This window comes from Mesorhizobium kowhaii, assembly GCF_003253745.1.
GTDB classification, from domain to species: Bacteria; Pseudomonadota; Alphaproteobacteria; order Rhizobiales; family Rhizobiaceae; genus Mesorhizobium; species Mesorhizobium kowhaii.
In genome coordinates this window covers 33,024-55,989 of record NZ_MZXV01000080.1, presented here as the reverse complement: position 1 = coordinate 55,989, position 22,966 = coordinate 33,024, and the positions used below count along the sequence as shown (strand labels likewise).

Below are 22,966 nucleotides of genomic sequence, written 5' to 3'. Positions count from 1 at the left end.
GATACCTAAGGGTTGATCGCTGTTGTCGTGTCGGGTGCGGCTGCCGCCGCAGCAGGCTGCGTCCGGGGTGGCCAGGAGAAATCGTCAGCGCGACCGGGCGAGGCATTCGGTGCCTTGCCCTCGACCACCAGTTTTTCGCCGGGCAGATCCGGATTGGCCTTTGCCGGCGGTGCTGCGCCCAGAAGTTCGGAACCGCCATCGAGCGCCGGATCGCTGAGCAGCATCGGCGCGGTGCGGTCGATGACGATGGGCGCGGCAGCCGGCCCCGGCGCCTCGACGGGCGCGCCCGCCGGCGCGGTCGCCGGAGCCACGCCTCCGGGCGCGGCGAGGCCTAGGATCTTCATCAGCGGCTTTTCGGTATAGAAGGCGAGTTTGCGCTTGCCGGCCTTCGACACGTTGATGCCGTCATCGGCACGCAGCCGCACCGGCTGACCGTTCATGTCGGGACCGCTGGTGACGAAGGCGCCGTTCTCGTCGACAAAGCCGTCCCAGACGTCGACGAATTCGCCGCCATGGCTTTCGGCGGCCTGATGGTAGATGTCGTTGAAGGCGAGCATGTCGGAGGTCATCTTCGGCACCCGAAAGGCCGGCATGCCAACCCACAGGAAGGGCACCTTGGCGTCGGCGATGGCCTTGCCGAGTGCATCGGTGCGGCGCTCATATTCCTTGGTCCAGTTCTCGGACCGGGGCTGCTCGCGCACATCCCCCACCTTCATCTGCTGACGGTCGTTGGAACCCAGCATGACGACCACGGCGGCTGGTTTCTCGGTCTCGATCAGCGTCTTGATTTGTTCGGGCCAGTTGTAGAAATCATCGCGCACGAAGCCGGACGAGCCATTGCTGCGAGCCACGATCCTGATGCCGGTGTTTTCGGCAAAGGCGGTGTCTAGGCCTTCGGCGAGCCCGGACGCCATGAAATCGCCGACCACCAGGACGGTGCGGGCATCAGGGACTTTCTCGGCGATCGGCATTTGCGGCTCGGCCGGCGCACGCGGGACGCGGGGTTTGCGCGGCTTTGGCTTCGCCTTCTGGATGTTCAGCGGCGGCTCGATCCGCTCGCTGCGGCGTGGGAACAAAAGGTCGCGCAACGACCAGCGGTATTGTTGCTCCTGCGCCATGGCCGGCGCATGGAAGGCGCCAGCCACGCCGACGGCGAGCACGACGACGGCCAGAATCAGAACCGGCATGCGACGAACAAGCCCTGCGATGCGCGCAGCCGAAGCCAATCGTTTCCTCCATCCCGTGGCACACTGCTTTGAAAAGTCGCGTCGACTTTTCAAAGGTCATTGCACCAAACAGATTGCTACAGTGTCCTTTGCGCGTCCGAAAGGCCGCGCGGCACCGCAGGTGGCTCTATTTCTGCCGGAGCCACTTCAGCACTTCCATGCTCGGATAGCCGTCCTGGGTCAATCCGGCCTTGGCCTGGAAGGCCATGATGGCGGTCTTCGAGCCGTCGCCGATCTTGCCATCGAATTTGCCGTCGTAGAGGCCGTGCTGGGAAAGCCGTTTCTGCAGCTCCTGCCTTTCCTCGAAGGTGAGCTTGGTGAAAGGCCGCTTCCAGTCCTGCACGAGACCGCTGGAACCGGCGATTTCGTCGGCAAGAAGACCGACGGCAAGCGCATATTTGTCGGCATTGTTGTAGGCCTTGATGACCGAGAAATTCTTGATCATCAGGAAAGCTGGCCCGCCGCGGCCATCCGGCACTTTCAGCGTCGCCTTGTCGCCGCCGTTCTTGAACGGCTTGCCGTTGGCCCTGACGACGCCGAGCGCCTGCCATTGCGACAGCGTCTTCGAGCCGCCGGGAAGTTTGCCGGCAGGCAGAGTGACCTCATAGCCCCAGGTCTTGCCGGCCTGCCAGCCATTCTTCTTCAACAAATTGGCGGCGGTGGCCAGCGCATCGGGGATCGAATTCCAGATGTCGCGCTTGCCGTTGCCGTCCATGTCGACGGCATAGTGCAGATAGCTGGTCGGGATGAACTGGGTGTGGCCCATGGCGCCGGCCCAGGATCCACTCAGATGGCTTTCGTCGATGTCGCCGGTCTGCAGAATCTTCAGTGCGGCGATCAGCTGGGTACGGGCGAATTTCGCCCGTTTCGGATCGGCATAGGCCAGGGTCGCCAGCGAGCGCACGACATTGCGCATGATGTCGTCGCGCTTGAGGATCTCGCCATAGCTCGATTCCATCGACCAGATGGCGAGCAGAATGTAGCGGTCGACGCCGAACCTCGCCTCGATCCTGTCCAGCCACGGCTTCCATTTCTTGGCCATCTGCTGGCCGACGGCGACAGACTGGTCATGGACGCGGTTGTCGAAATAGTCCCAGGCAGGTGCGGTGAATTCAGGCTGCGTACGTGCCTTTTCCAGCACCACCGGGTCGATATTCTTGATGTCCCTGAAGGCCTGGTCGTAGAGGGCACCGGAAACGCCGCTCTGCACGGCGGTGGCGCGGAAGCCGGCGACCCACTGCCGGAAACCGGCATCGGCGAAAGCGGGGCCGGCAGGCATCAGCAGGGCGAGCGAGAGGCTGGCTGCCGCGATGACGCTGGTAAAACGTTTTGCGGCACTGCGAACGGACATCTTTTCCTCCTTCTCTGTGTCAGGAAAGACCATTCATCGCCGAACCAGGTTAGGAATTAGTTTACCATAGGTGCCGCTGGGAACGAAAAGACGCCTCAAAGCTTTACCGGTGAACGTTCCCCCCTCACTCGTCCAGTAATCCTCAATTCCGGCGTGAAAATGTCTTGAAAAGGGGGATTGCGGAGCAGGCCATCAAACGGATAATTGACAGCATGAAGAGAGTTCGCAAGGCAGTCTTCCCGGTCGCCGGTCTCGGCACACGGTTTCTCCCGGCCACCAAGGCCATCCCCAAGGAAATGCTGACCGTTGTCGACCGGCCAGTCATCCAGTATGTGGTGGATGAGGCGCGCGAGGCCGGCATCGAGCATTTCATCTTCGTCACCGGCCGCAACAAGGCCGTCATCGAGGACCATTTCGACGTCCAGTTCGAGCTCTATGACACGCTGGCCCAACGCGGCAAGGACGACCAGCTCGCCCGCCTGCAGCGCCTGCAGCCGGCGCCGGGGCAGACCAGCTTCACCCGTCAGCAGGTGCCGATGGGGCTCGGCCATGCCGTCTGGTGCGCGCGCGAACTGGTCGGCGACGAACCCTTCGCCCTTTTGTTGCCCGACATGATCATGCAGTCGGAAAAGAGCTGCATGAAGGAGATGGTCGAGCTTTACCAGGAAACCGGCAACAACATCATCGCGGTGCAGGAATGCGACCCGGCCGAAGCCCACAAATATGGCATCGTCGGCCGCGGCGAGGACACGCATCATGGTTTCCGCATCACCGAGATGGTGGAAAAGCCGAAGACCGGCACGGCGCCATCCAATCTCTACATCAACGGCCGCTATATCCTGCAGCCCGAGATCTTCAAGATCCTCGAAGGCCAGGAAAAGGGCGCCGGCAACGAGATCCAGCTCACCGACGCGATGCTGAAGCTGGAAAAGCAGCAGCCCTTCTATGGCTACCACTATCAGGGCCGTACCTTCGATTGCGGATCGCCGGAAGGGTTCGTCGAGGCCAATGTCGCCTTCGCGCTGTGGCGCAGCGACATGAACGAGAACATGGCCGGCGTCATCCGCACGCTTCTCGACGAGCTGAAGCCGTCAGAGCGCCGCAGCTCCGCCTTCTAGAGGCTATGTCGACATTCAGGTGCCGGCCTGCGAGCGACGGTTTCCTGCGCTTCCCTGCTCACCTACCCAAACGTACGCTCCGCTCCGGTTCTCGAAATCCATCGCTCTCGGCGCGGCCTGATCTGAATCTCAACCTATCCTTGGCGTGCAGGCCTTAGCGCTGCACCTTCACGCCGAGGAAGATGCTGTTGGCGGTGTAGTCGCGGCCCGGCAGGTTGCTGGTCAGCTTCTCGGTCCTCACCCGGGTGGTCAGGCCGGCATAGCGGTTCAGCCACCAGGTCAGGCCGGCCTCGGCGCTCAAGGTCATGTCATGGCCGTCGACGCCGATATAGTCGCGCCAGTCCAGGCCAAGAGCCGCATTTCCGGTGAGGTTGGCGCGGATCTGCCGCTCGCCCGTCAAGCGGCCTGAATAAAGGATATCGCCGCTTTGGTCGGCGGTGGTGGTGGGCTCGACGGTGGTCTGGCCGGTCAGGCCGATCGTGGTGCCGCGTTCCGGCGACCATTTGAGGTCGGCGTTGACTGTCGCACCTGAGATCGCCTCCAGGCTGTTGTCGTCGATCGCCTCCCTCAGCCAGCCGGCGGAGAACTCGCCCGCCAGCTTCTCGCCCATGTCGAGCTCAAGGCCGGCGCGTGCGCCGAGCCGCGTCGAGGAGCGCTCGAAGCCTTCATTGTCGATGCGTTGATCATAGGTCCGGCGGCCGACCTCGATTTCGGTGAAGGGGGTGAGTGCGGGAGAAATCTCGTAGCCGGTGCGCAAGGTCGCCGTGTAGAGCGTGGAGTCGCGATCCTTCTGCGACAATGAGGTGCCGTCCGAGAGCTCGGCGTCGCCAAAGAAGTCGTGCGTGACCGCGCCGGTCAACGCATAGTGCATCTTGCCGGCTTCCTTCTCGATGCCGAGGCTGCCGTCGACGGTCTGCCGCAGCGGCTGCGTGTTGACGCCCGCAATGGCGTCCGGCGAGGAGGCCGATTCCGGCACGGCCTCGTAGCCGAGCTTGGCGATGGCGCGCAGCTCGTTGTCGAGGTCGACGTTGAGCTGGCCTTCGATGCGGCCCTGCTCATTGTGAACCGAATAGCCCGATACGGTCTCGCGAAAAAGGCCATAGCCGTCGATCGTCGCCGAGTTCTCGCGCCAGTCGGAGATGGCGGAAAAGCGCAGCGCCGTCTCCGACAGCAGCGCCGACGTGCCGGCACTGCTCGCATCGCCGTTCGAGGTGGCGGTCAGGCCCTGTTCGATCGTCGGCCGAATGACGAAAGAGCCCCATTTGACGCCGGTGGCAGCAAACGGATCGTCGTCGGCCTTCTTGTCCTGGCCTTCGATGGAGGCGGTGCGTTCGGCGCCCGGGTCGAGCTTCTGCCGGTCGACGCTGTCGATGGTGACGGCGCGGCGGTTGGCCGCCTCCTGATCCGCTTCGGTGGTGTCGGCGTCATCCGTGGTAGACGCAGTGGTGTCCGTGGTCGCGGCGCCCGTAGTCGCGGTGGCGCCCGTGGTGGAAGTCGACTTTTTCTTCTTCGACTTGTCGGCCGCCTTGTCCTTGGCCTGATCCGCCGCATTTTGGCGGGCAGTCGATGGTCGGCGACGAGGCTTTGGCGGTGCCGGAGTGTCGGCGGAGGTATCGTCGGTGGCAGAAGGCGGATCGAACACGCTGCCTGTCGCGGCGTCGGTGTCCGTGTCGTCAGGCACCGCGCCGGCGCTGGCCGGCAGGTAGGTTCGTGCCGGTGCATTGTCTTGCGCGGCGCTGGTCGGCGCCTGCTGGCCTTGGGCTGCCAGAGCCAGCTGTCTCGCCTTGCGCTGCTGGTCGGTCAGGATCGCCGTTTCGGAGACCTCGCCGCGCAGCTCCGTTTCCTGGGCATGGAGCGCCGTCGGGCGCAGCAAGGCAAGCATGCTGGTCGCCAGCAGCAAGGCGCAGGCAGCCTTGCCCTTTCGTCCTCTTGATTTTTCTGGCTGGCCCCCGGACATCGTCACCACTGCTTGCGCGGCGCACGCGCGCCATACTTACCGAACCGTAAACGGGGATGGTTAACGGAGGGTTGAGGTGGCCGCCCGTCAGCGGCCTCAAGCGCCGATTTGCAAAGGGTTTCATGCGGCGTGCGTTAAGCGTTTTGTTTGCATGCTTGTCGTTGTCTCGAACCACCGGTGACAAGCGTGGGGCCATTTCTGTTGGACAGGCGGGCGGCAACGCGCTAATCGCATCAGCCATGCATGCGGGATCCCTGGATAAGAAGCCTTTGGACAGGCAAGCGTCGATCGCTTCGGCGCTGAGAACGGTGGCAACGGAGCAGGCTGGTGTCGCAGCCCTTGCCGAGGCGCTCGAGAACGGGCTGGCCGGGCCTTTCGCCCAGGCCGTCGAGATGATCTCCAAGATCGAGGGCCGGCTGATCGTCACCGGCGTCGGCAAAAGCGGCCATATCGGTTCGAAGATCGCGGCGACGCTGGCCTCGACCGGCACGCCGGCCTTTTTTGTCCATCCCGCCGAAGCCAATCACGGCGATCTCGGTATGATTGCCAGGGACGATGCCATCATCGCCATGTCATGGTCGGGCGAGAGCAGGGAATTGATGGGCATTGTCGCCTATTCCAGACGCTTCTCCATTCCGCTTATCGCCATCACCGCCGGAGAGACCTCGGCGCTGGCGCGGGCAGCAGACGTCGTGCTGCTGCTGCCGCGCGCAGCGGAGGCCTGCCCGCACGGCCTGGCGCCGACGACCTCGACGCTGCTGCAACTGGTCGTCGGCGATGCGCTGGCGATCGCCCTGCTTGAAGCGCGCGGCTTCACGCCAGACCATTTCCGCACCTTTCACCCGGGCGGCCAGCTTGGCGCCAACCTGACGCAGATCCGCGAGATCATGCATGTCGGCGACAGGCTGCCACTGGTGGTCACGGGCACCGGCATGCAGGATGCTATCCTGGAACTGTCGCGCAAGGGATTTGGTTGCGTGGCGATCACCGACGCCGACGGCGCGCTGGTCGGCATCATCACCGATGGTGACATCCGCCGCCACATCGGCAGCAATCTGCTGGCGATGACGGTGGATCAGGTAATGACAAAACGGCCGAAGACGGCAACGCCGGACACGTTGGTGGCGACGGCGCTGCAGACGATCAACGATTCAGCCATCACCAGTCTGATGGTGGTGGAAGGCAGACGGCCGGTCGGATTGATCCACCTGCACGACCTGCTGCGCATCGGCGCGGCCTAGTCTAACTCAAGCCGCTCTGGACGACTTGATACAGCCTATTGCGATCGGCAATGATTGCTTGCAAAGCCTTAGCTCACGATTGCCGTTGAAGAGGTCAGATGTTCTCCAGCCTAATCGAAAGGTTTCGTCGGCGGCCGGACTTCAGTCGTCCGCCCCAACGTGGAAAAGTGTTGGGCGACATCGTCGCTGGAGCATTGGAAGGCAGCTTGGCGCCTGATTTTCAACGAGTGGGCGATCTGTCCTGGGTTGGAAGCTCGACAGATCATATCCGTTATCTGCTGAAATTTCAGGCGATGAAAGGGATGACCTTCTCTGCCTGCTGGGGCCTCTCAGTCGACTTTGTTCCAATTTTCAGAGGCGGAAGCTTACGGTGGAAAAGGACAGCGAAGTCGGCAAACTTTGATCTCTGCATCGACCCCATTGACTTATCAGGCCGGATCCCTAGCTGGTGCTCGTTTTACAGCAATGATCTCGACAATCGAGTTGCACACGCCGCCTTGAAGGTGCTCGATGCGGCACGACAAGACTGGTCCGGAATCACTGCGCTAAACGACGTTGCTGATAGTTTCGAACGACGATCGAAGATGGAGTCTCGACGCTTTTCGTTGGAAAATTATGTGCAAACGGACCTTGCGTGGGGCTTGGTCCTCATCGCCATCGGAGAGGCGGAAAGGGGCCAGAACCACCTCGATGCGTATTGTGACAGGTTTGCAGTTGCGCGGGACGATGCCGTCCTGACAAAAGCGAGGAACGAAGCGGCCACAATCGCGACTGGATGACATTTTCCAGCCACGCTCGGATTTCCCAAAACCGATGCTTCGATATCAGACCCGCTCCACGGTCAGTTCCAGATCCGTGTCGGCCGCAGCCGTCACCCGCACTTGCGTGCCGGCCGGCAGGTCCGGGCCGGAGACACGCCAAAGCGTATCGCCCAGCTTGATGCGTCCACGCCCGTCCCGGATCGGTTCGGCTAGCGTTGCCATCTTGCCGACCATCTGCGCGCCGCGCCGGTTGAGCAGCGGCTGGTCGGTCGGGTCATTGCGACCACCGACCAGTTTCTTGCCGACATAGGCCGAGACCAGCGACAGTGCCAGGAAGGCGAGGACCTGGACCTGCCAGGACCAGAAACCGGCATCCCAGATCAGCAGCGACACGGCGCCGATGATCAGGGCGGCGATGCCGATCCACAGCATGAAGATGCCCGGCGCGATGATTTCCATCACCAGAAGGACGAAGCCCAGAACCATCCAGTTCCACGGGCCGAGTTCGGAAATGATGCGGTCCAACATGGGAGTGTGTCCCTCAGTTCTCGCTCGGGCGAACCACGGGCGGGCGGGCGGCTTGCCGGGCGGCACCGGCCGTGCCTTCGCTGCGGAAGACTTCCTTGGCGATTTCGCCGATACCGCCAAGCGTGCCGATCAGCGACGAGGCTTCCATCGGCATCAGCACGATCTTGCTGTTGGTGGCCGTGCCGATCTTGCCAAGCGCTTCGGTGTATTTCAGCGCCACGAAGTAGTTCAGCGCTTGCACATCGCCCTTGGAGATCGCTTCCGACACCACCTGCGTGGCGCGGGCTTCGGCTTCAGCCGAGCGTTCGCGCGCCTCGGCGTCGCGGAAGGCGGCTTCCTTGCGGCCCTCGGCCTCGAGGATCTGCGACTGCTTGAGGCCTTCGGCGGCGAGAATCTGCGCGCGCTTGTTGCGCTCGGCCGTCATCTGCCGGCCCATCGATTCGATGAGGTTGGCCGGCGGGTTGATGTCCTTGATCTCGACGCGGGTAATCTTGATGCCCCACGGATGCGCCGCTTCGTCGACGACGCGCAGCAGGCGCTCATTGATGGCGTCGCGGTTCGACAACAGCTCGTCGAGGTCCATCGAGCCCATGACGGTACGGATGTTGGTCATCGTCAGGTTGAGGATGGCGTTCTGCAGGCCGGCAACCTGGTAGGCGGCCTGTGCCGCATTGAGGATCTGATAGAAGGCGATGCCGTCGACGCCGACGATGGCGTTGTCGCGGGTGATGATTTCCTGGCTCGGAACGTCGAGCACCTGCTCCATCATGTTCATCTTGGCGCCGATGCGGTCGACGAAAGGCGTGATGAGATTGAGGCCTGGGCTCAGTGTCTTGGTGTAACGGCCAAAACGTTCCACCGTATAATTGTAACCTTGCGGGATTGTCCTGATGCCTTTGATCAGAAGCACCAATACCAGAAGGGCAAGCGCACCAATTGCAATGCCGAAACCACTGAAATCCATTTGGCTCTCCCTCAGACGCAGGCCGCGAAAGCCATTCTCGCGCGGCCGGCTTCACCAAAGACTTAAGTCTGTTTCAGATGCGTTACAATCAGGTGACGAGGGATTGTTTGTGGGTTTGCGATCAGCGGTTGAAGGCAAACAGCCTTGCATCCGTGTCGTCCAGCCCATTGATCGAAGCCGACACAATCTCGGAAGCGATCTGCGAGAAGGCGAAGCCGTTACCGCCATAACCATGACTCCGGAAGTGCTGCTCAACGCCCCGGAGCTTGTGTTGTTCCGGTCTCAGACCCAGCCGGACAGTTCGCGCCGCACCATTGCCTCGATCACCGCCATGCCCTCGGCGCTGTCGTTGAGGCAAGGAATGTGGGCGAAGTTCTTGCCGCCAGCATGGTGAAAGGTCTCGGCCGCCTCGCGACCGATCTCGTCCAGCGTCTCGATGCAGTCGACCGAAAAGCCGGGATTGACGATGGCGATCGACGTGACGCCGTCCCTGCCCAGTTTCTCCACGGTCTTGTCGGTGTAGGGCTGCAGCCATTCCTGCGCGCCGAAGCGCGACTGGAAGGTGATGATCAGCCTGTTCTCGCTCCAGCCGAGCTTTTCGCGCAGTAGCCGCGTCGTCTCGAGGCAATGTGCCTGGTAGGGATCGCCCTTGTCGGAATAGGGTTTCGGGATGCCGTGATAGGAGGTGATGACCACTTCCGGCTCGAAATCCAGCGTCGCCAGATGCCGCTCGATCGAACGGGCGAGCGCTTCGATGTAAACGGGCTCGGCATAGTAAGGCGGCACGCTGCGGATGGCGGGTGCTGCCCGCATTGTCATCAAGGCGCGAAACAGCTGGTCGTTGGCGGTGGCCGTCGTCGTCGCCGAATATTGCGGATAGAGAGGGAACGAAAGAATGCGGTCGCAGCCCTTTTCGACCAGCCCCTGGGCGACGCTCGCGGTTGAAGGATTGCCGTAGCGCATCGCCCAGTCGACGACGACATCGGGCAGGTCGCGCAGCGCCTCGGCCAGCTTTTCGCCCTGGGCGCGGGTGTAGGTGCGCAACGGCGACTCGTTCCTCTCCCGGTTCCATATCCGGGCGTAGTTCGCGCCCGACGTCTTCGGCCGCCTGGTGAGCACCAGCCCATAGAGGATCGGATACCAGATCGCCCTGTTGAGCTCGATGACGCGCGGATCGGACAGGAATTCCCGGAGATAGCGCCACATTGGCTTGAAATCGGTGCCGTCCGGCGTGCCGAGATTGACCAGCATGACGCCGATCTTGCCAGCCTTGACCGGCGGATGCCCGGCGGGCAACAAGCCGCCGGCCTTCGCGGCTTTGGGATCGGCAGGGGTGGAAAGCGTCATACCTGGTCTCCGGACACGGCGCGAAACTAGCGATGCCACGCCAGTTTTCAATGCCGCGTCTGGCCGCACCTTAGCAAAGAACGAAAAGCCCGCCCGGTTTCCCGGGCGGGCGCGTCGTTGAAAGGGGCGAAGCGACGTTACTTTGCCGGGATGGTCAGGGTTGCGCCAAGCGCAAGCCGGTGAGGCCTTTGGCCCTTGTTGGCCTCATAGATCAGTTTCCATTTGGTCGCGTCGCCATAGGCCTTCTTTGCCAGGTCCCAATAGGTGTCTCCGGCAACGATGACATGGCTGCTTTCGGCCGGCGCGGCCTCGGCAGGCTTTGCCGGTTCGGCGGGGGCAGGTGCTGCTGGGGCAGACGCAGCTTCGGCCGGCTTTGCAGGCTCGGCCGGCGCGGCAGGCGGCGCGGGCGGGGCTGGTGCTGTCTCTGTCGATATGGCCGGCGGCGTGTTGGCGATATCGCCCGAGTTGGCCGGCAATTCAGGCATTGCCGGCGCCGCCTCCGCAGGCTCCGCCACCGGTGCAGGGGTGGCCGCGGCGGGCTTTGCCGGTTCGGCAGGCTTGGCTGGCTCAGCTGCGGGGGCTGCCGGCGCCGCAGCGACGGTCGCGGCGATCTCCGTGATGCGGCCGTCGAGCTTCGGTGTGTAGGGTCGGTGCGCGCCGAGATAGTCGGCAACCACCTGTTCGAGGCCCGGACCGTAGTCATAGGCGTTCTTGGCCTTGTCGGCGAAGATCTTGTAGCCGTCGCCGCCCTGGCGGACATAGTTGTTGGTGGCGACGAGATAGTCCTTGTCCGGATTGATCGGCGTCCAGGCGCCGCCTTCCATCACTTCGACCGACTTGACGCGGCCGGCATTGGGCGCAGCCGACTTGTCGAAGGAATATTTCAGGCCGGCGACCTGCGGGAAGCGGCCGGCGCCGTCCTCGATCTGGCTGAGGCCGTTCTCGAGGCCGGCCACCAGGTCCTTGCCGGAAATCTGGAAGGTGGCCAGCGTGTTCTGGAACGGCAGCACGGTCAGCACCTCGCCCATAGTGACGGTGCCTTTGTCGATCGAGGCTCGCAGGCCGCCGCCATTGGAGATGACGATTTCGACGCCCTGTCCCTTGACGCGGTCGAGGATGGCGTCGGAGACGAGGTTGCCCATCGCGCATTCACGGGTGCGGCAGTTCTCGCGGCTGCCGTCGATCACGTCGGTGGTCTCGGCCACCTCCTTGTTCTTCAAAGCCTCGATCGGCGCGCCAAGCTCCTTGATGCGGGCGAGCACGGCCGGGTCGGGGGTGATCGACTTGTCGAGATAGATCGGGTCGCCGCTGGCCGATTTGACAACGCCATTGTCGTCGAACACCACCTTGAACTCGCCAAGATATTTGGAATAGGACGCCGCCTGCACGACCGGCACCTTGTAGCCGTCAGGATTGTCGACCATCGTCGGATAGGGGCCTTCCGCCTTCGGGTCGGTGTTCGACAGCAGCGAATGGCTGTGACCGCCGACAACCACATCGATGCCCGGGATCTTGGCAATGACGTCGCGCTCGCGCCTGTAGCCGATATGGGTCACGGCGATGATCTTGTTGACGCCTTCGCCTTTCAGCTTCTCGACCTCGGCGGTGATCGACTTGACGTCGTCCTCAATGGTGATGTTGGGGCCGGGGGAAGCGAGTTCGGGCGTGTCGTTGGTCACCGCGCCGATGATGCCGATCTTCTGGCCGCCGACCTCGACGACGATCGACGGCTTGACGCGATCGCCGAGTTTGGATTGCGCGTTGGCCTTCACATTGGCGCCGAGCACCGGGAACTTGATCATGTCGAGGAACGGCGCCAACGCCGTCTCGCCATCGTCGAATTCATGGTTGCCGAGCGCCATGGCGTCGAACTTCATCTCGTTGAGGAATTCGCCTTCGACCTTGCCTTTGTAGGTCGTGTAGAACAGCGATCCCTGGAAGTTGTCGCCGGCGCTGAGCAGCAGCACGTTCTGGCCTTCCAGCTTCTTGCGTTCCTGGGCAATCGCGGTGATCAGCCGGCCCGCGCCGCCGATGCACTCGCCCTTGGTCTCCTCGTCGGCCGAGCAGGTCGATTCATATTTGTTGTTGCCTTCGATGCGGCTGTGCCAGTCGTTGATGTGCAGGATGTTCAGAGTGTAGTCGGCAAAGGATGCGCCGGCTGACAGACCGAGCGTGGAGGCAGAGAGGGCGGCAATGGCAGCAAGTTTCTTCATCTTCGTCTCCCGGAAAGCTGATCAGAGGCGTTTAGCGCTCTTGCTTGACTGGAACATAACAGTCGGCGTTTTGGCCATGTTCCCATCGCGCTCCAGATGACGCAAGCGGAAATCCGGGGACTTTTGCCGGCATAAAAAAGGACGGCGGCCATTGGCCGCCGTCCCTGGGGAAGCGAATGATCGCCGGTTCAGGTGCGCCGTGTCAGCACGAAGTTCTGCCCGCTGGAGCTGGTGCAGTTGAGCTGGCTTGTCGACACCATCAGGCAGTTGAAGCTGACCGCGGTCTGGCGGATCAGCGACGTGCCATTGATCTGCACCGACGTGGCGCCGGTCATGGTGTAGCTGCCATCGGCAAGCTTCTGGCCGGTGTCGGTGGCGACGGTCGTGAAGGTGCCGCTGGCGAAGGTCGAAAGGCCGGTGCCCTTGGCATCGATCCAGGAGCCTTCGACGCCTTTCGGCGAAGCCGCCATCGGCGGTTCGTCGGGGCCGCTGGTCGCACAGGCAGCAAGCATCGTCGCAATGGCACCCGCCACACTCATCGAAAGAACTTTGCGCGCAATAGTCATATGAAAATCCTCTCCTCAGTCCGCACCCCTTCAATCGCCCGATTTCCAGGCGATTGCAAGGCAATGGAGTATCCCGAGCAGGCCGCTATCGGACGAGGATGTTGCGGAATTGCCACGGATCGCTGCGGTCGAGGTCTTCCGCGAACAGGCCGGGCCGATTGTCGAGGGGCGTCCAGTCGGTGTAGTGGCCCTTGACCGGTCCCAGATATTGGGACTGCACTTCGAGGCAGCGCCTGTAGTCCATCTCGTCGGCCTCGACGATGCCGGCCTCGGGGTTTTCCAGAGCCCAGACCATGCCGGCGAGAACCGCCGATGTGACCTGCATGCCAGTGGCGTTCTGATAGGGCGCCAGCTTGCGCGCGTCGGCCAGCGACAGATGCGAGCCGTACCAGTAGGCGTTCTTGTCGTGGCCGTAGAGCAGAACGCCAAGCTCGTCGACGCCGTCAACCAGCTCGTTCTCGTCGAGCACGTGATAAGCCGCCTGTGCCTTGCCGGCGGCGCCGAAGATCTCGTGCATCGACAGTACGGCGTCGTTGCAGGGATGGTAGGCATAGTGGCAGGTCGGGCGGTAATGCACCTTGCCCTTCTTGGAGCGCACGGTGAAGAAATCGGCGATCGAGATCGCCTCGTTGTGCGTCACCAGGAAGCCGTATTGCGGTCCGGGCGTCGGGCACCATGAGCGCACACGCGTGTTGGCGCCGGGCTGCTCCAGGTAGATGGCGGCCTTCGAGCCATGCTTGTGCTTCCTGGCGTTCTTCGGCATCCATTTCTCATGCGTGCCCCAGCCGAGCTCGGCCGGCTGCATACCTTCCGAAACAAAACCTTCGACCGACCAGGTGTTCCAGAATACATCCATCGGCTTCGGCTTCTTGGTGCGCTGGGTGTCGCGCTCGGCAATGTGGATGCCCTTGACCCCGGCCTTCTTCATCAGCTTGGCCCAGCCCTCGCGGTCGTCCTGCGTGGGCTCCGAAAACTCGAGGCCGAGATCGGTGGCGAGGTTGACCAGCGCTTGCTTGACGAACCACGAGACCATGCCGGGATTGGCGCCGCAGGTGGAGACCGCCGTCGCGCCGCCGGGCTTGTCGTGCTTTTCCTTGATCATCGCTTCGCGCAGCGCATAGTTGGTGCGGCTGGCATTGTCGGCCTTGGCATCGAAATAGAACCCAAGCCATGGTTCGATGACAGTGTCGATGTACAGCACGCCGAGCTTGCGGCACAGCCGCATCAGATCCACCGAGCCGGTATCGACCGACAGGTTGATGCAAAAGCCCTGGCCGCCGCCACCGGTCAGAAGCGGCGTCAAAAGCTTCTTGTAGTTCTTCTCGGTCACCGCTTCCTGGACGAAGGCGATGCCGCGCTCGTCGAGCAGCTTGCGATCGGTGTCGCGCGGGTCGATGACCGTCATGCGCGACTTGTCGAACTTGAAATGGCGTTCGATCAGCGGCAGCGTTCCCCGGCCGATCGAGCCGAAGCCGATCATCACGACAGGGCCGGTGATCTCGCCGTAAACGGGCCAGTTTTCGGTCGCCATTTTTTCGAGCACTCCTTCAAAACCCAGGAAACTGGGAAAACACACACAAAACCGGGCATTTTTGCCCGGCGGCCATGCGCTACATCACAGATCATTGTCACAAACCAGCGAAAAGCGCCAACCGGAGGCTACGCGTCATTGGCCATGTGGTTAAGGACGGCGATCAGCCGGTCGCGGTCCGATGTCAGGCCCTTGTAGTCGAGCTGGGCGAGATCGAGCGCTTCGAGCTGCGCGGCGAAAGACGCTGCGAGCTTCGCCCGATCCGGATGCCGCGCGAGCACGGCGAGCGGGTCGAGATGGATGCGAATGGTGAACAGGATATCGCACGAGACCGGCAGTTTGCGCAGCGTCTGCCGTTCGACGCGGATGAAGGCATGGGCGCCGACGTCGCCATCCGGAAACCGCGACGGGCGGTTGGTGGCGCGGTCGGTGCGCTGCAGATCGGAGAGCGGATGGTAGAGCGCGTTATCAGACTGGATCGACCAGTTGTTGCGCTCGACCGCCTGGCCCTGAAGACCGTCGAACATGCGGTTGATCAGTTCGGCCGGGCGGGTGCCCGGACCGAAACCCGGCACCGGCGCGTGGATATCCTGCAGCGGCCGACCGAATTTCTCGACCAGCAGCCAGGATGAGGGAAAGCACAGCGAGCCGGCGACGAGCCGCCAGCCGCTGTCGTTGCGGCGCATCAGGATCAGGTCTTCCTGGATGAGCAGGGAGGCGGCGACGAGCGGTGCGTCGCCGAGACCGGAAGGGATGGTGAAATGGCTCTCCGCGCCCACGGCCTCGACTCCCGCGGCGGTGCGCCGATAGGTGTCGGGAAATCTTTCCGGCAGATGCGCGCCGAGCAATTCGAGCACTTCCTGCTGGGCGTCCCGCGTGCCGTCCTCCTCGACGAAAACCCGCTCGGGGATTTCGGCATAGAGCCGGCGCTTCTCGGCGAGATACGGCAGCAGATGGTCGTCGACCTCGATCCAGTCTGCCGGATCGAGCGGCTTCAGCCCGATGCTGAACAGTTTTGACGAGCCGTCATAGGGCGTGTGAGTGGGCAGCGCCTCGGCCAAGCTCATGCTTCCCTGAATGTGTCCAGGCCGGCGGTGGTCATCCGCGCCAGGAACTCGATGACTTCATAGTCGGCCGCGTTTGCCATGGCGAAGGGATCCGCTGCCAGCCTGGCGTCGAGGACTTCGCGCGGGCATTGCGCGATGATGATGCCGCCGGTTCTCGGTTTCTTCGGCCCGGAGGCGACGAAGATGCCGTCCGCGTAGCAGGCCTTCAGCCATTCGACATGCGCCGCTTGCAAGCGATCGATCTCGGTCAGCGGCACCTTGTAGTTCAGCGAAACGACGAACATAGCATTCTCCCGGTCATGCCAACTTTGCGGGGATCAAGCCGCGCAGCGAATTGCCGACGAACAGCGCCTTGGCCGACTGCAGATCGCCGTAGCTGTAGATCGCTTCGCGGGCGCGGCCTTCATCCAGAAGCTCGGCGCGCAATACGCCAGCCAGCAAGCCGCAGTCGAGCCGCGGCGTCGCCAGCATGCCGTCGCCTAAATCGGCGAAGACATTGGTGATGGTGCCTTCGCAGATCTCGCCGCGCTCATTGGCCAGCAACACCTCGTCGGCCTGGGTGATGAGATATTCGGAGCGGGCGTGGCTGTAGAGCTGGCGCCGGCTGGTCTTGTGGCGCAGCAGCGTGTCGTGCGAATCGAGCCTTGTCCGCGCCAGCCGCAGCGTCCAGACCTTGTCGGCGGCGAGCGGTTCATAGGGCTGTGCCGAGGCGGTCGCTTCGCCGTCGCGCGATAAAGCGAGACGCGTGCGCAACGCGATGCCGGATCCGCTGACCGCATTTCCGAGCACCTCGCCGATCCTTTGCGGGTCGCAGGCAAAGCCGAGTTCCGCTGCCGAGCCATAGAGGCGGGCAAGGTGGCGATCGAAGCGCAGGAAGCCCGAGCCGGGTTCCCAGCGCATGGTCTCGATCAGTTGGAAGTCGGCGGTGTTCCCGTCGCGAAGCGCGCTTTCAGCAGACACTCCTGATACTCCTCCTCAGCCGTCGAATCGAAGACGACGCCGCCGCCGACATTGTAGACGGCCTCGCCGCCGGAAAAGAGCGAGATGGTGCGGATCGCCACGGAAAAGCGCATCGTGCCGCCGGGCGCGATCCAGCCGATGGCGCCGCAATAGGTGTCGCGCGGCGTGCCTTCCAGATCGTGCAGGATTTCCATGGCACGGATTTTTGGCGCGCCGGTGATCGAGCCGCACGGAAACAGCGCCGCGAAGATCTGACGGATGCTGAGACCCGGCAGCAACTTCGCCCTGACGTCGCTCACCATCTGGTGGACGGTCGGATAGGTCTCGATGCGGAACAGCGCCGGCACCTCCAGCGTACCGACCTCGCTGATCAGCGAGATATCGTTGCGCAGGAGATCGACGATCATCCGGTTTTCGGCCTGGTTCTTCTCGTCGTTGCGCAGGAAGATCTTCTGCCGCTCGTCCTCGACCTTGGTGGCGCCGCGCGGTGCGGTACCCTTCATCGGATGCGTCTCGATCATGCCTGAGGCGTCGATCTCGAAGAACAGTTCGGGCGAGCGCGACAGCACGATGGGATCACCGAGCGCGACCAGCGCGCCATATTTCACCGGCTGGCGTTCGGTCAGCGCATCGAAGGCGGCGAGCGGGTCACCCGACCATTGCGCATGAATGGGAAAGGTCAGGTTGCCCTGGTAGCAATCGCCTTGCCTGATGTGCTGGTGCAGCCGCGAGAACCGCTTCTCGTAGTCCTCGAGCGACCATGTCGCCCGGGCATCGAAGATCGGGCCATTGGTCGCCGCTGCGTTGCGGGGCGGCACCGCCTCTTCGACCGGCGCATCGAAAACCCCCAGGCAGACCAGCGGGGCACGGCGTTCGCCCGGCAGCAAGGGAACAAGCTTGGGTTCGAGCAGGTAGCCCGCTTCATAGGAGAAATAGCCGGCCAGCCATTTGCCGGCGTCGTGCGCGGCTTGCGCCGCCGCCAGCGCCGGCAGGAAATCCTTTGCCTCATGCGCCACGATGATGTCGGCCGGCCGGTCGAAAACGAGCTGGTGCGCGCTTTCGTCGTTGCGGAAAATTGCGGCGGGCAGGGACATGGGACTCGGATGCTGCGGTCAATGAAGCCGTCGACCGCTCTATATGGGGGGCCGCTCGCGCGCAATCGAGGGAACGGCACGCTGCCACTCAAAGCCGACCTTTGGGCCGACCTCCGGACCAACCTTGGGGTCGATATCGCGGCCAAGAACAAACGGCGGCGCCTTGGGCGCCGCCGTTTGTAATAATCTTGCTTCCGCCACTCAGGTGTTGCTGGCGGTTCCCGCTGTCGGAAACTGCTTGGCGAACTCTGTTTCGTCGCCGGCGGCAAGCAGCTTGGCCTGTTCGATCCAGCGTTCGCGCGCGATGCGGCCGTCGAAGTTCATGACATCCTCAATCCGCTTGATATCGGCGGCTGTCCAGGCGGCGATCTGGGCGAAACTGGTGACGCCTTGTGCCTTGAGCAGCTTCTCGTTGACCGGACCGATGCCGATCAGCCGGCGCAGATTGTCCGGCTTGCCAGATGCTGGTTTGGCCGCCGTGGCTTTTGCCGGTGCTGCCGTTTTTGGCGCGGCGGTCGCCTTTGGGACGCTGGCTTTGGGTGCGCTGGTCTTCGCGGCGGGCGCTGCCTTGGCCGCCGCCGGCTTCTTTGGCGCCGGTTTGGCCGCTGCCGGTGCCGATTTGGCCGCGGCTGGCGTTGACATCAGGGCAGCCGGCGCCTGGCTCGCGGCCTTTGCCGCACCGGTTCCGGCAGCGGGCGTTGCCTGCGCTTCGCGCAGCCGGCGCTCAAGGTCGGCGCGGGTCTTGCCGCATGCATCGAGTTCACCGGTCAGGCGGTCGCTGTCGGCGCGCAGCCTGTCGCGCTCGCTGCGCGTGCGGTCGAGGTCGCCGCGCAAGCTGTCGAGTTCACCGCGCAGGCGTCCCCAGAGGAACCAGCCCACCAACACGCCTGCCAGGAATGCCAGGAGCATGTAGAAAAAAGTGCCCATTGTCTCTCTCCAGTCAGATCCGTCTGCCGTGGCATGGGTCCATGACCTTCGGCGAAGGACTACTCGATGGTATTCCGCGGTTCGCAGAACAGCCGGCTTCGGTTCGAGCTGTCGGCGATCGGCTTTGCCTGCCATGGCCAACGGCCGTTGTCGCGTTCGCCAAAGCGTCGCAGTCGGCTGAGACTTTCCCTCGCCGATCCGCATGCGCTCCGGCTGAGCTTGGAACGAAGGCTATCATAGAGCTTGTGGAAAGCTATCGGAAAACTTCCATGGAGAGTACTTCAAGAACAGATATTTAGGCCAGAATAAGCCGTTCCCAATATGCATCCCGGCTAAACTGTTCTGCGAGCAGATGAGACCTACGGGCGCGTTTCAAGCGTCGAGTGTTTCCAGCTCGTCGATCAGGCCGCTGATGACGCCAAGCCCGATCTGCCAGAAGGCGGGATCGGTAGCATCAAGGCCGAAGGGCGCCAGAAGCTCGGAATGATGTTTGGTGCCGCCGGCGCGCAGCATTTCGAAATACTTGTCCTGGAAGCCGCGCTCGGCATTCTGGTAGACCGCGTAAAGCGAGTTCACCAGGCAGTCGCCGAAAGCATAGGCATAGACGTAGAAGGGCGAATGGATGAAGTGCGGGATGTAGGTCCAGAACACCTCGTAGCCTTCGCGCAGCTTGATCGCCGGCCCGAGGCTTTCGGCCTGCACTTCCAGCCAGAACTGGCCGAGCCTGTCGGAGGTCAGTTCGCCATTCTTGCGCTCGGCATGCACCTTGCGCTCGAATTCGTAGAAGGCGATCTGGCGCACGACCGTGTTGATCATGTCCTCGACCTTCTGGGCGAGCATGGCCTTGCGCTCGCGCCTGTCGGTGGTCTGGTCGAGCAGCGAGCGGAAGGTCAGCATCTCGCCGAAGACGGATGCCGTCTCGGCCAGCGTCAGCGGCGTCGAGGCCATCAGCGCGCCCTGGCCGCTGGCCAGCACCTGATGCACGCCGTGGCCAAGCTCGTGCGCCAGCGTCATTACATCGCGCGGCTTGCCCATGTAGTTGAGCAGGACATAGGGGTGCGCCGACGGCACGGTCGGATGCGAGAAGGCGCCGGGCGACTTGCCCGGACGCACCGGCGCGTCGATCCAGTTGCGGTCGAAGAAGGTCCGCGCGATCTCCGCCATGTCGGGCGAAAAGCGCTGATAGGCGGACAGGACGGTGTTCCTGGCCTCGTCCCAACCGATGATCGCCTGGGGCGTGTCCGGCAATGGCGCGTTGCGGTCCCAGTGGTTCATCACCTCCATGCCCAGCCAGCGCGCCTTCATCGCATAATAGCGGTGCGACAGGCGCGGATAGGCGTCGCGAACGGCGGATGCGAGGGCATCGACCACACCGCGCTCGACGCGGTTGGCGAGATGGCGTGAATCGGCGATGTCCTCGAAGCCACGCCAGCGGTCGGAAATCTCCTTGTCCTTGGCCAGCGTGTTGGTGATCAGCGTGAAGGTGCGCAAATTCTTGCGGAAGGTCGCTGCCAGCGCCTCGGCGGCCCGGCGGCGCACCTCGCCGTCGGCATCCTGCAAGCGGTTCAGCGCTGGCTCCAGCGTCAGCTCCTCGCCGTCAATGTCGAAGCGAAGGTCGGTCATCGTCTCGTCGAACAACCGGTTCCAGGCGCCGCGTCCAGTGATCGATTTTTCATGGAAAAGCTGCTCGACGCGGTCCTCGAGCTGGTAGGGCTTGTCCTTGCGCAGATCGAGCACCCAGGGCCGGTAGTGGCCGAACGCGGGATCGGCGGCAAGCGCGCCTTCGATCGCGCCGTCGTCGATCAGGTTGAGTTCGAGCGCAAAGAACAGAAGGTGCGCGCTGGCGTCGGTCATCTTCTCCTGGATGTCGCCATAGAGCTTGGCGCGCTGCGGATCGGCGGTGTTTCCGGCATAGACCAGCCCAGCATAGGAGACGATGCGGCCGATCAGTTCCTCCAGTGCCTCGTAGGCGACAAGCGCCTCGCCCAGCCTGCCGGCGCTGCCGCGCTCGGCCTCGGCGGCCAGCGTACCCTTCCATCGGGTCTCGAAGCTGATCGCATCGGCGGCGGCCTTGACGATGTCGCGCTTCAGTTCCGGCGCATCCATGCCGGCATAGAGATCGGCAAGGTTCCACTCCGGCAGGTCGCCAAGCTCGGCCGCGCCCTGACCGGACGCTGGCGCCGTCAGCCGCCGAGCAGAAACCATGTGCCCAGAAACCATGTGCATCGCCGATACCTTCCGTGGCCGAGGTTCAGGGGGAAACGAGAAGCCGGTCAAATCCTAAGGAATTCATTCACCGGGTTTTTTGAAACCTTATTTAGAACCCTGTGCCAAGATGGTCCACAGGGCAGAATTCCTCGGGCGGGCACAGTCGTATCAGTCATGACAGGTTCCATACTCATAGTCGATGACGATCCCGTGCAGCGCCGGCTGCTCGAAGCAGCCGTGACGCGGTTCGGTTATACGGCAACCGTCGTCGATGGCGGCGCGGCCGCGCTCGATGTTCTCGACGGGCCAAGCGCCCGCGAGGTTTCGGTGGTCATCCTCGATCTGGTCATGCCCGGTCTCGACGGCATCGGCGTGCTGAAGGCGATGCGCGAGCGCGACATAAATGTCCCGACGATCGTGCAGACCGCCCAGGGCGGCATCGAGACCGTGGTTTCGGCAATGCGTCACGGCGCCTTCGATTTCGTCGTCAAGCCGGCCTCTCCTGACAGGCTGCAGGCATCGATTGCCAATGCGCTCAAGGTCGAGGCCGTCGAGGGCGAGGTCAAGCGTACGTCGCGCCGGCGTGGCGGGCTTCTGACCTTCAAGGACATGGTCACGCACAGCCCGGCCATGGACAGGGTGATCCGCCTTGGCCAGAAGGCGGCGGCATCCAACATCCCGATCCTGATCGAGGGCGAGTCCGGCGTCGGCAAGGAACTGGTGGCGCGTGCCATCCAGGGCAGCGGCGACCGTCGCTCGAAACCCTTCGTCACTGTCAATTGCGGCGCCATTCCCGACAATCTCGTCGAATCGATCCTGTTCGGCCACGAGAAGGGCTCGTTCACCGGCGCCACCGATAAGCACACCGGCAAGTTCGTCGAGGCGCATTCGGGAACGCTGTTTCTCGACGAGATTGGCGATCTGCCGCTCGACGTGCAGGTCAAGCTGCTGCGCGCCGTGCAGGACGGCGAGGTCGACCCGGTCGGCGGACGCTCGACCGTCAGGGTCGACATCAGGCTGATTTCGGCGACGCACCGCAACCTCCTGCAGCAGGTCAAGGACGGCAAGTTCCGCGAGGATTTGTTCTATCGGCTGAACGTCTACCCGATCTTCGTGCCGCCGCTGCGCGACCGCCGCGACGACATCCCCTATCTGGTCACGCATTTCATGGAGAAGGTGGCGCCAGCCGACCCGCGTCATCGCCTGCAAGGCATTTCGGCCGCTGCCCTTGCCGTGCTGCAGGCCTATGACTGGCCGGGAAACATCCGGCAGCTCGAAAATGCCGTCTTTCGGGCCTCGGTGCTTTGCGAAGGCGATGTGCTGACCACGGAGGACTTCCCGCAGATCCGGGCGCAGGTGGAAGGCACCGTCAATCTCGACGCCAATGGCGTTTTGCCGTCTGCGTCCGCGCCGCTGGACACGGAGCCGCGCGACGAGGAAGCCTTGCACGGCGAGGGTGGCTTGCGAGGTGAAGGTGTCTTGGCGACCGAGCCCGATCCGCCGGCCAGGCTGCAGCCCCGCTTCGGCACGTTGCGGGCACTCGACGAACGCGGCAATGTGCGTGCGCTGGCCGATGTCGAACTCGAGATGATCAAGCTTGCCATCGATCACTACAACGGCCAGATGAGCGAAGTCGCCCGCCGCCTCGGCATCGGCCGCTCGACGCTTTATCGCAAGCTCAAGGAATACGGCATCGACCCGGAGACCGGCCGCGTCGATCGGCTCGCCTCCTAGGGTGTGTTGACCTGATTCTCAACACACCTTGGAGCGCATAATCTCTTCCGAAAACCAGTTCCCGCCATTGCTTTGCCGACCTTCGGTTCGGGATTCATGCTTCGGCCGCAAGGCCGGAGCCAGCTTGCGATGCCAGAATGCGCCCTGTATCGGGTTTCGGCGGGAATGTGGCG

19 protein-coding genes are annotated in these 22,966 nt (G+C 63.2%); 4 read left to right on the top strand and 15 right to left on the bottom strand.

Going from position 1 to position 22,966, the window contains the following annotated elements; all coding sequences use genetic code 11:
• Positions 1-5: 5 nt before the first annotated feature.
• Both B5V02_RS35755 and B5V02_RS35750 read right to left on the bottom strand, forming a co-directional pair.
• On the bottom strand, positions 6-1,226 hold the full coding sequence (locus tag B5V02_RS35755; protein WP_111548671.1) for an SGNH/GDSL hydrolase family protein: 1,221 nt from the start codon (positions 1,224-1,226) through the stop codon (positions 6-8).
• A 127-nt stretch (positions 1,227-1,353) separates the two neighbouring features.
• Entirely contained in the window at positions 1,354-2,577 is a 1,224-nt protein-coding gene (locus tag B5V02_RS35750; RefSeq protein WP_111548942.1) for a lytic murein transglycosylase, read from the bottom strand.
• A gap of 212 nt (positions 2,578-2,789) precedes the next feature.
• On the opposite strand from B5V02_RS35750, the gene galU reads away from it, so the two are divergent.
• Complete coding sequence (galU, locus tag B5V02_RS35745) at positions 2,790-3,695, top strand: UTP--glucose-1-phosphate uridylyltransferase GalU (RefSeq protein WP_111548670.1); 906 nt, start codon at positions 2,790-2,792, stop codon at positions 3,693-3,695.
• Positions 3,696-3,849: 154 nt separating this feature from the next.
• Here galU and B5V02_RS35740 read toward each other — a convergent pair whose 3' ends face one another.
• Positions 3,850-5,652: an outer membrane beta-barrel protein gene (locus tag B5V02_RS35740; protein ID WP_167458804.1), complete on the bottom strand. Its 1,803-nt coding sequence runs from the start codon at positions 5,650-5,652 to the stop codon at positions 3,850-3,852.
• 239 nt (positions 5,653-5,891) lie between these two features.
• Here B5V02_RS35740 and B5V02_RS35735 point away from each other — a divergent pair, with 239 nt between their 5' ends.
• Together B5V02_RS35735 and B5V02_RS35730 are read left to right on the top strand one after the other, a co-directional pair.
• Entirely contained in the window at positions 5,892-6,893 is a 1,002-nt protein-coding gene (locus B5V02_RS35735; RefSeq protein WP_111548668.1) for a KpsF/GutQ family sugar-phosphate isomerase, read from the top strand.
• Positions 6,894-7,063: 170 nt separating this feature from the next.
• Entirely contained in the window at positions 7,064-7,672 is a 609-nt protein-coding gene (locus tag B5V02_RS35730) for a hypothetical protein (RefSeq protein ID WP_146606214.1), read from the top strand.
• A gap of 45 nt (positions 7,673-7,717) precedes the next feature.
• On the opposite strand, the gene B5V02_RS35725 is transcribed toward B5V02_RS35730, so the two are convergent.
• From B5V02_RS35725 to B5V02_RS35665, 12 genes are all read right to left on the bottom strand, one after another.
• Entirely contained in the window at positions 7,718-8,182 is a 465-nt protein-coding gene (locus tag B5V02_RS35725; RefSeq protein ID WP_111548666.1) for an NfeD family protein, read from the bottom strand.
• Between the two features lie 13 nt (positions 8,183-8,195).
• Positions 8,196-9,146 carry an SPFH domain-containing protein gene (locus B5V02_RS35720; RefSeq protein ID WP_111548665.1) on the bottom strand — a complete coding sequence of 317 codons (951 nt, stop codon included), beginning with the start codon at positions 9,144-9,146 and terminating at the stop codon, positions 8,196-8,198.
• Between the two features lie 282 nt (positions 9,147-9,428).
• Positions 9,429-10,493, bottom strand: a complete 1,065-nt coding sequence (gene hemH / locus B5V02_RS35710) for a ferrochelatase (protein ID WP_111548663.1) — start codon at positions 10,491-10,493, stop codon at positions 9,429-9,431.
• A gap of 137 nt (positions 10,494-10,630) precedes the next feature.
• On the bottom strand, positions 10,631-12,706 hold the full coding sequence (locus B5V02_RS35705) for a bifunctional metallophosphatase/5'-nucleotidase (RefSeq protein WP_111548662.1): 2,076 nt from the start codon (positions 12,704-12,706) through the stop codon (positions 10,631-10,633).
• Between the two features lie 188 nt (positions 12,707-12,894).
• Positions 12,895-13,272, bottom strand: a complete 378-nt coding sequence (omp10, locus tag B5V02_RS35700; RefSeq protein ID WP_111548661.1) for an outer membrane lipoprotein Omp10 — start codon at positions 13,270-13,272, stop codon at positions 12,895-12,897.
• 85 nt (positions 13,273-13,357) lie between these two features.
• Positions 13,358-14,803: a homospermidine synthase gene (locus tag B5V02_RS35695; RefSeq protein WP_111548660.1), complete on the bottom strand. Its 1,446-nt coding sequence runs from the start codon at positions 14,801-14,803 to the stop codon at positions 13,358-13,360.
• A gap of 128 nt (positions 14,804-14,931) precedes the next feature.
• Positions 14,932-15,870 (bottom strand): heme-dependent oxidative N-demethylase family protein, encoded by a 939-nt coding sequence (locus B5V02_RS35690; protein WP_111548659.1) that lies wholly within the window; start codon positions 15,868-15,870, stop codon positions 14,932-14,934.
• On the bottom strand, positions 15,867-16,154 hold the full coding sequence (locus tag B5V02_RS35685; protein WP_111548658.1) for a YciI family protein: 288 nt from the start codon (positions 16,152-16,154) through the stop codon (positions 15,867-15,869). Before B5V02_RS35685 ends, B5V02_RS35690 begins: the two co-directional genes overlap by 4 nt.
• Positions 16,155-16,167: 13 nt before the next feature.
• Entirely contained in the window at positions 16,168-16,830 is a 663-nt protein-coding gene (locus tag B5V02_RS35680) for an aminotransferase class IV family protein (protein ID WP_111548941.1), read from the bottom strand.
• Positions 16,779-17,924 (bottom strand): aminodeoxychorismate synthase component I, encoded by a 1,146-nt coding sequence (locus tag B5V02_RS35675; protein WP_111548657.1) that lies wholly within the window; start codon positions 17,922-17,924, stop codon positions 16,779-16,781. Before B5V02_RS35675 ends, B5V02_RS35680 begins: the two co-directional genes overlap by 52 nt.
• 201 nt (positions 17,925-18,125) lie before the next feature.
• Positions 18,126-18,851, bottom strand: a complete 726-nt coding sequence (locus B5V02_RS35670) for a proton-conducting membrane transporter (protein WP_111548656.1) — start codon at positions 18,849-18,851, stop codon at positions 18,126-18,128.
• 372 nt (positions 18,852-19,223) lie between these two features.
• Positions 19,224-21,056, bottom strand: a complete 1,833-nt coding sequence (locus tag B5V02_RS35665; RefSeq protein ID WP_111548655.1) for a M3 family oligoendopeptidase — start codon at positions 21,054-21,056, stop codon at positions 19,224-19,226.
• 177 nt (positions 21,057-21,233) lie between these two features.
• Here B5V02_RS35665 and B5V02_RS35660 point away from each other — a divergent pair, with 177 nt between their 5' ends.
• On the top strand, positions 21,234-22,793 hold the full coding sequence (locus B5V02_RS35660; RefSeq protein WP_111548654.1) for a sigma-54-dependent transcriptional regulator: 1,560 nt from the start codon (positions 21,234-21,236) through the stop codon (positions 22,791-22,793).
• Positions 22,794-22,966 lie beyond the last annotated feature (173 nt).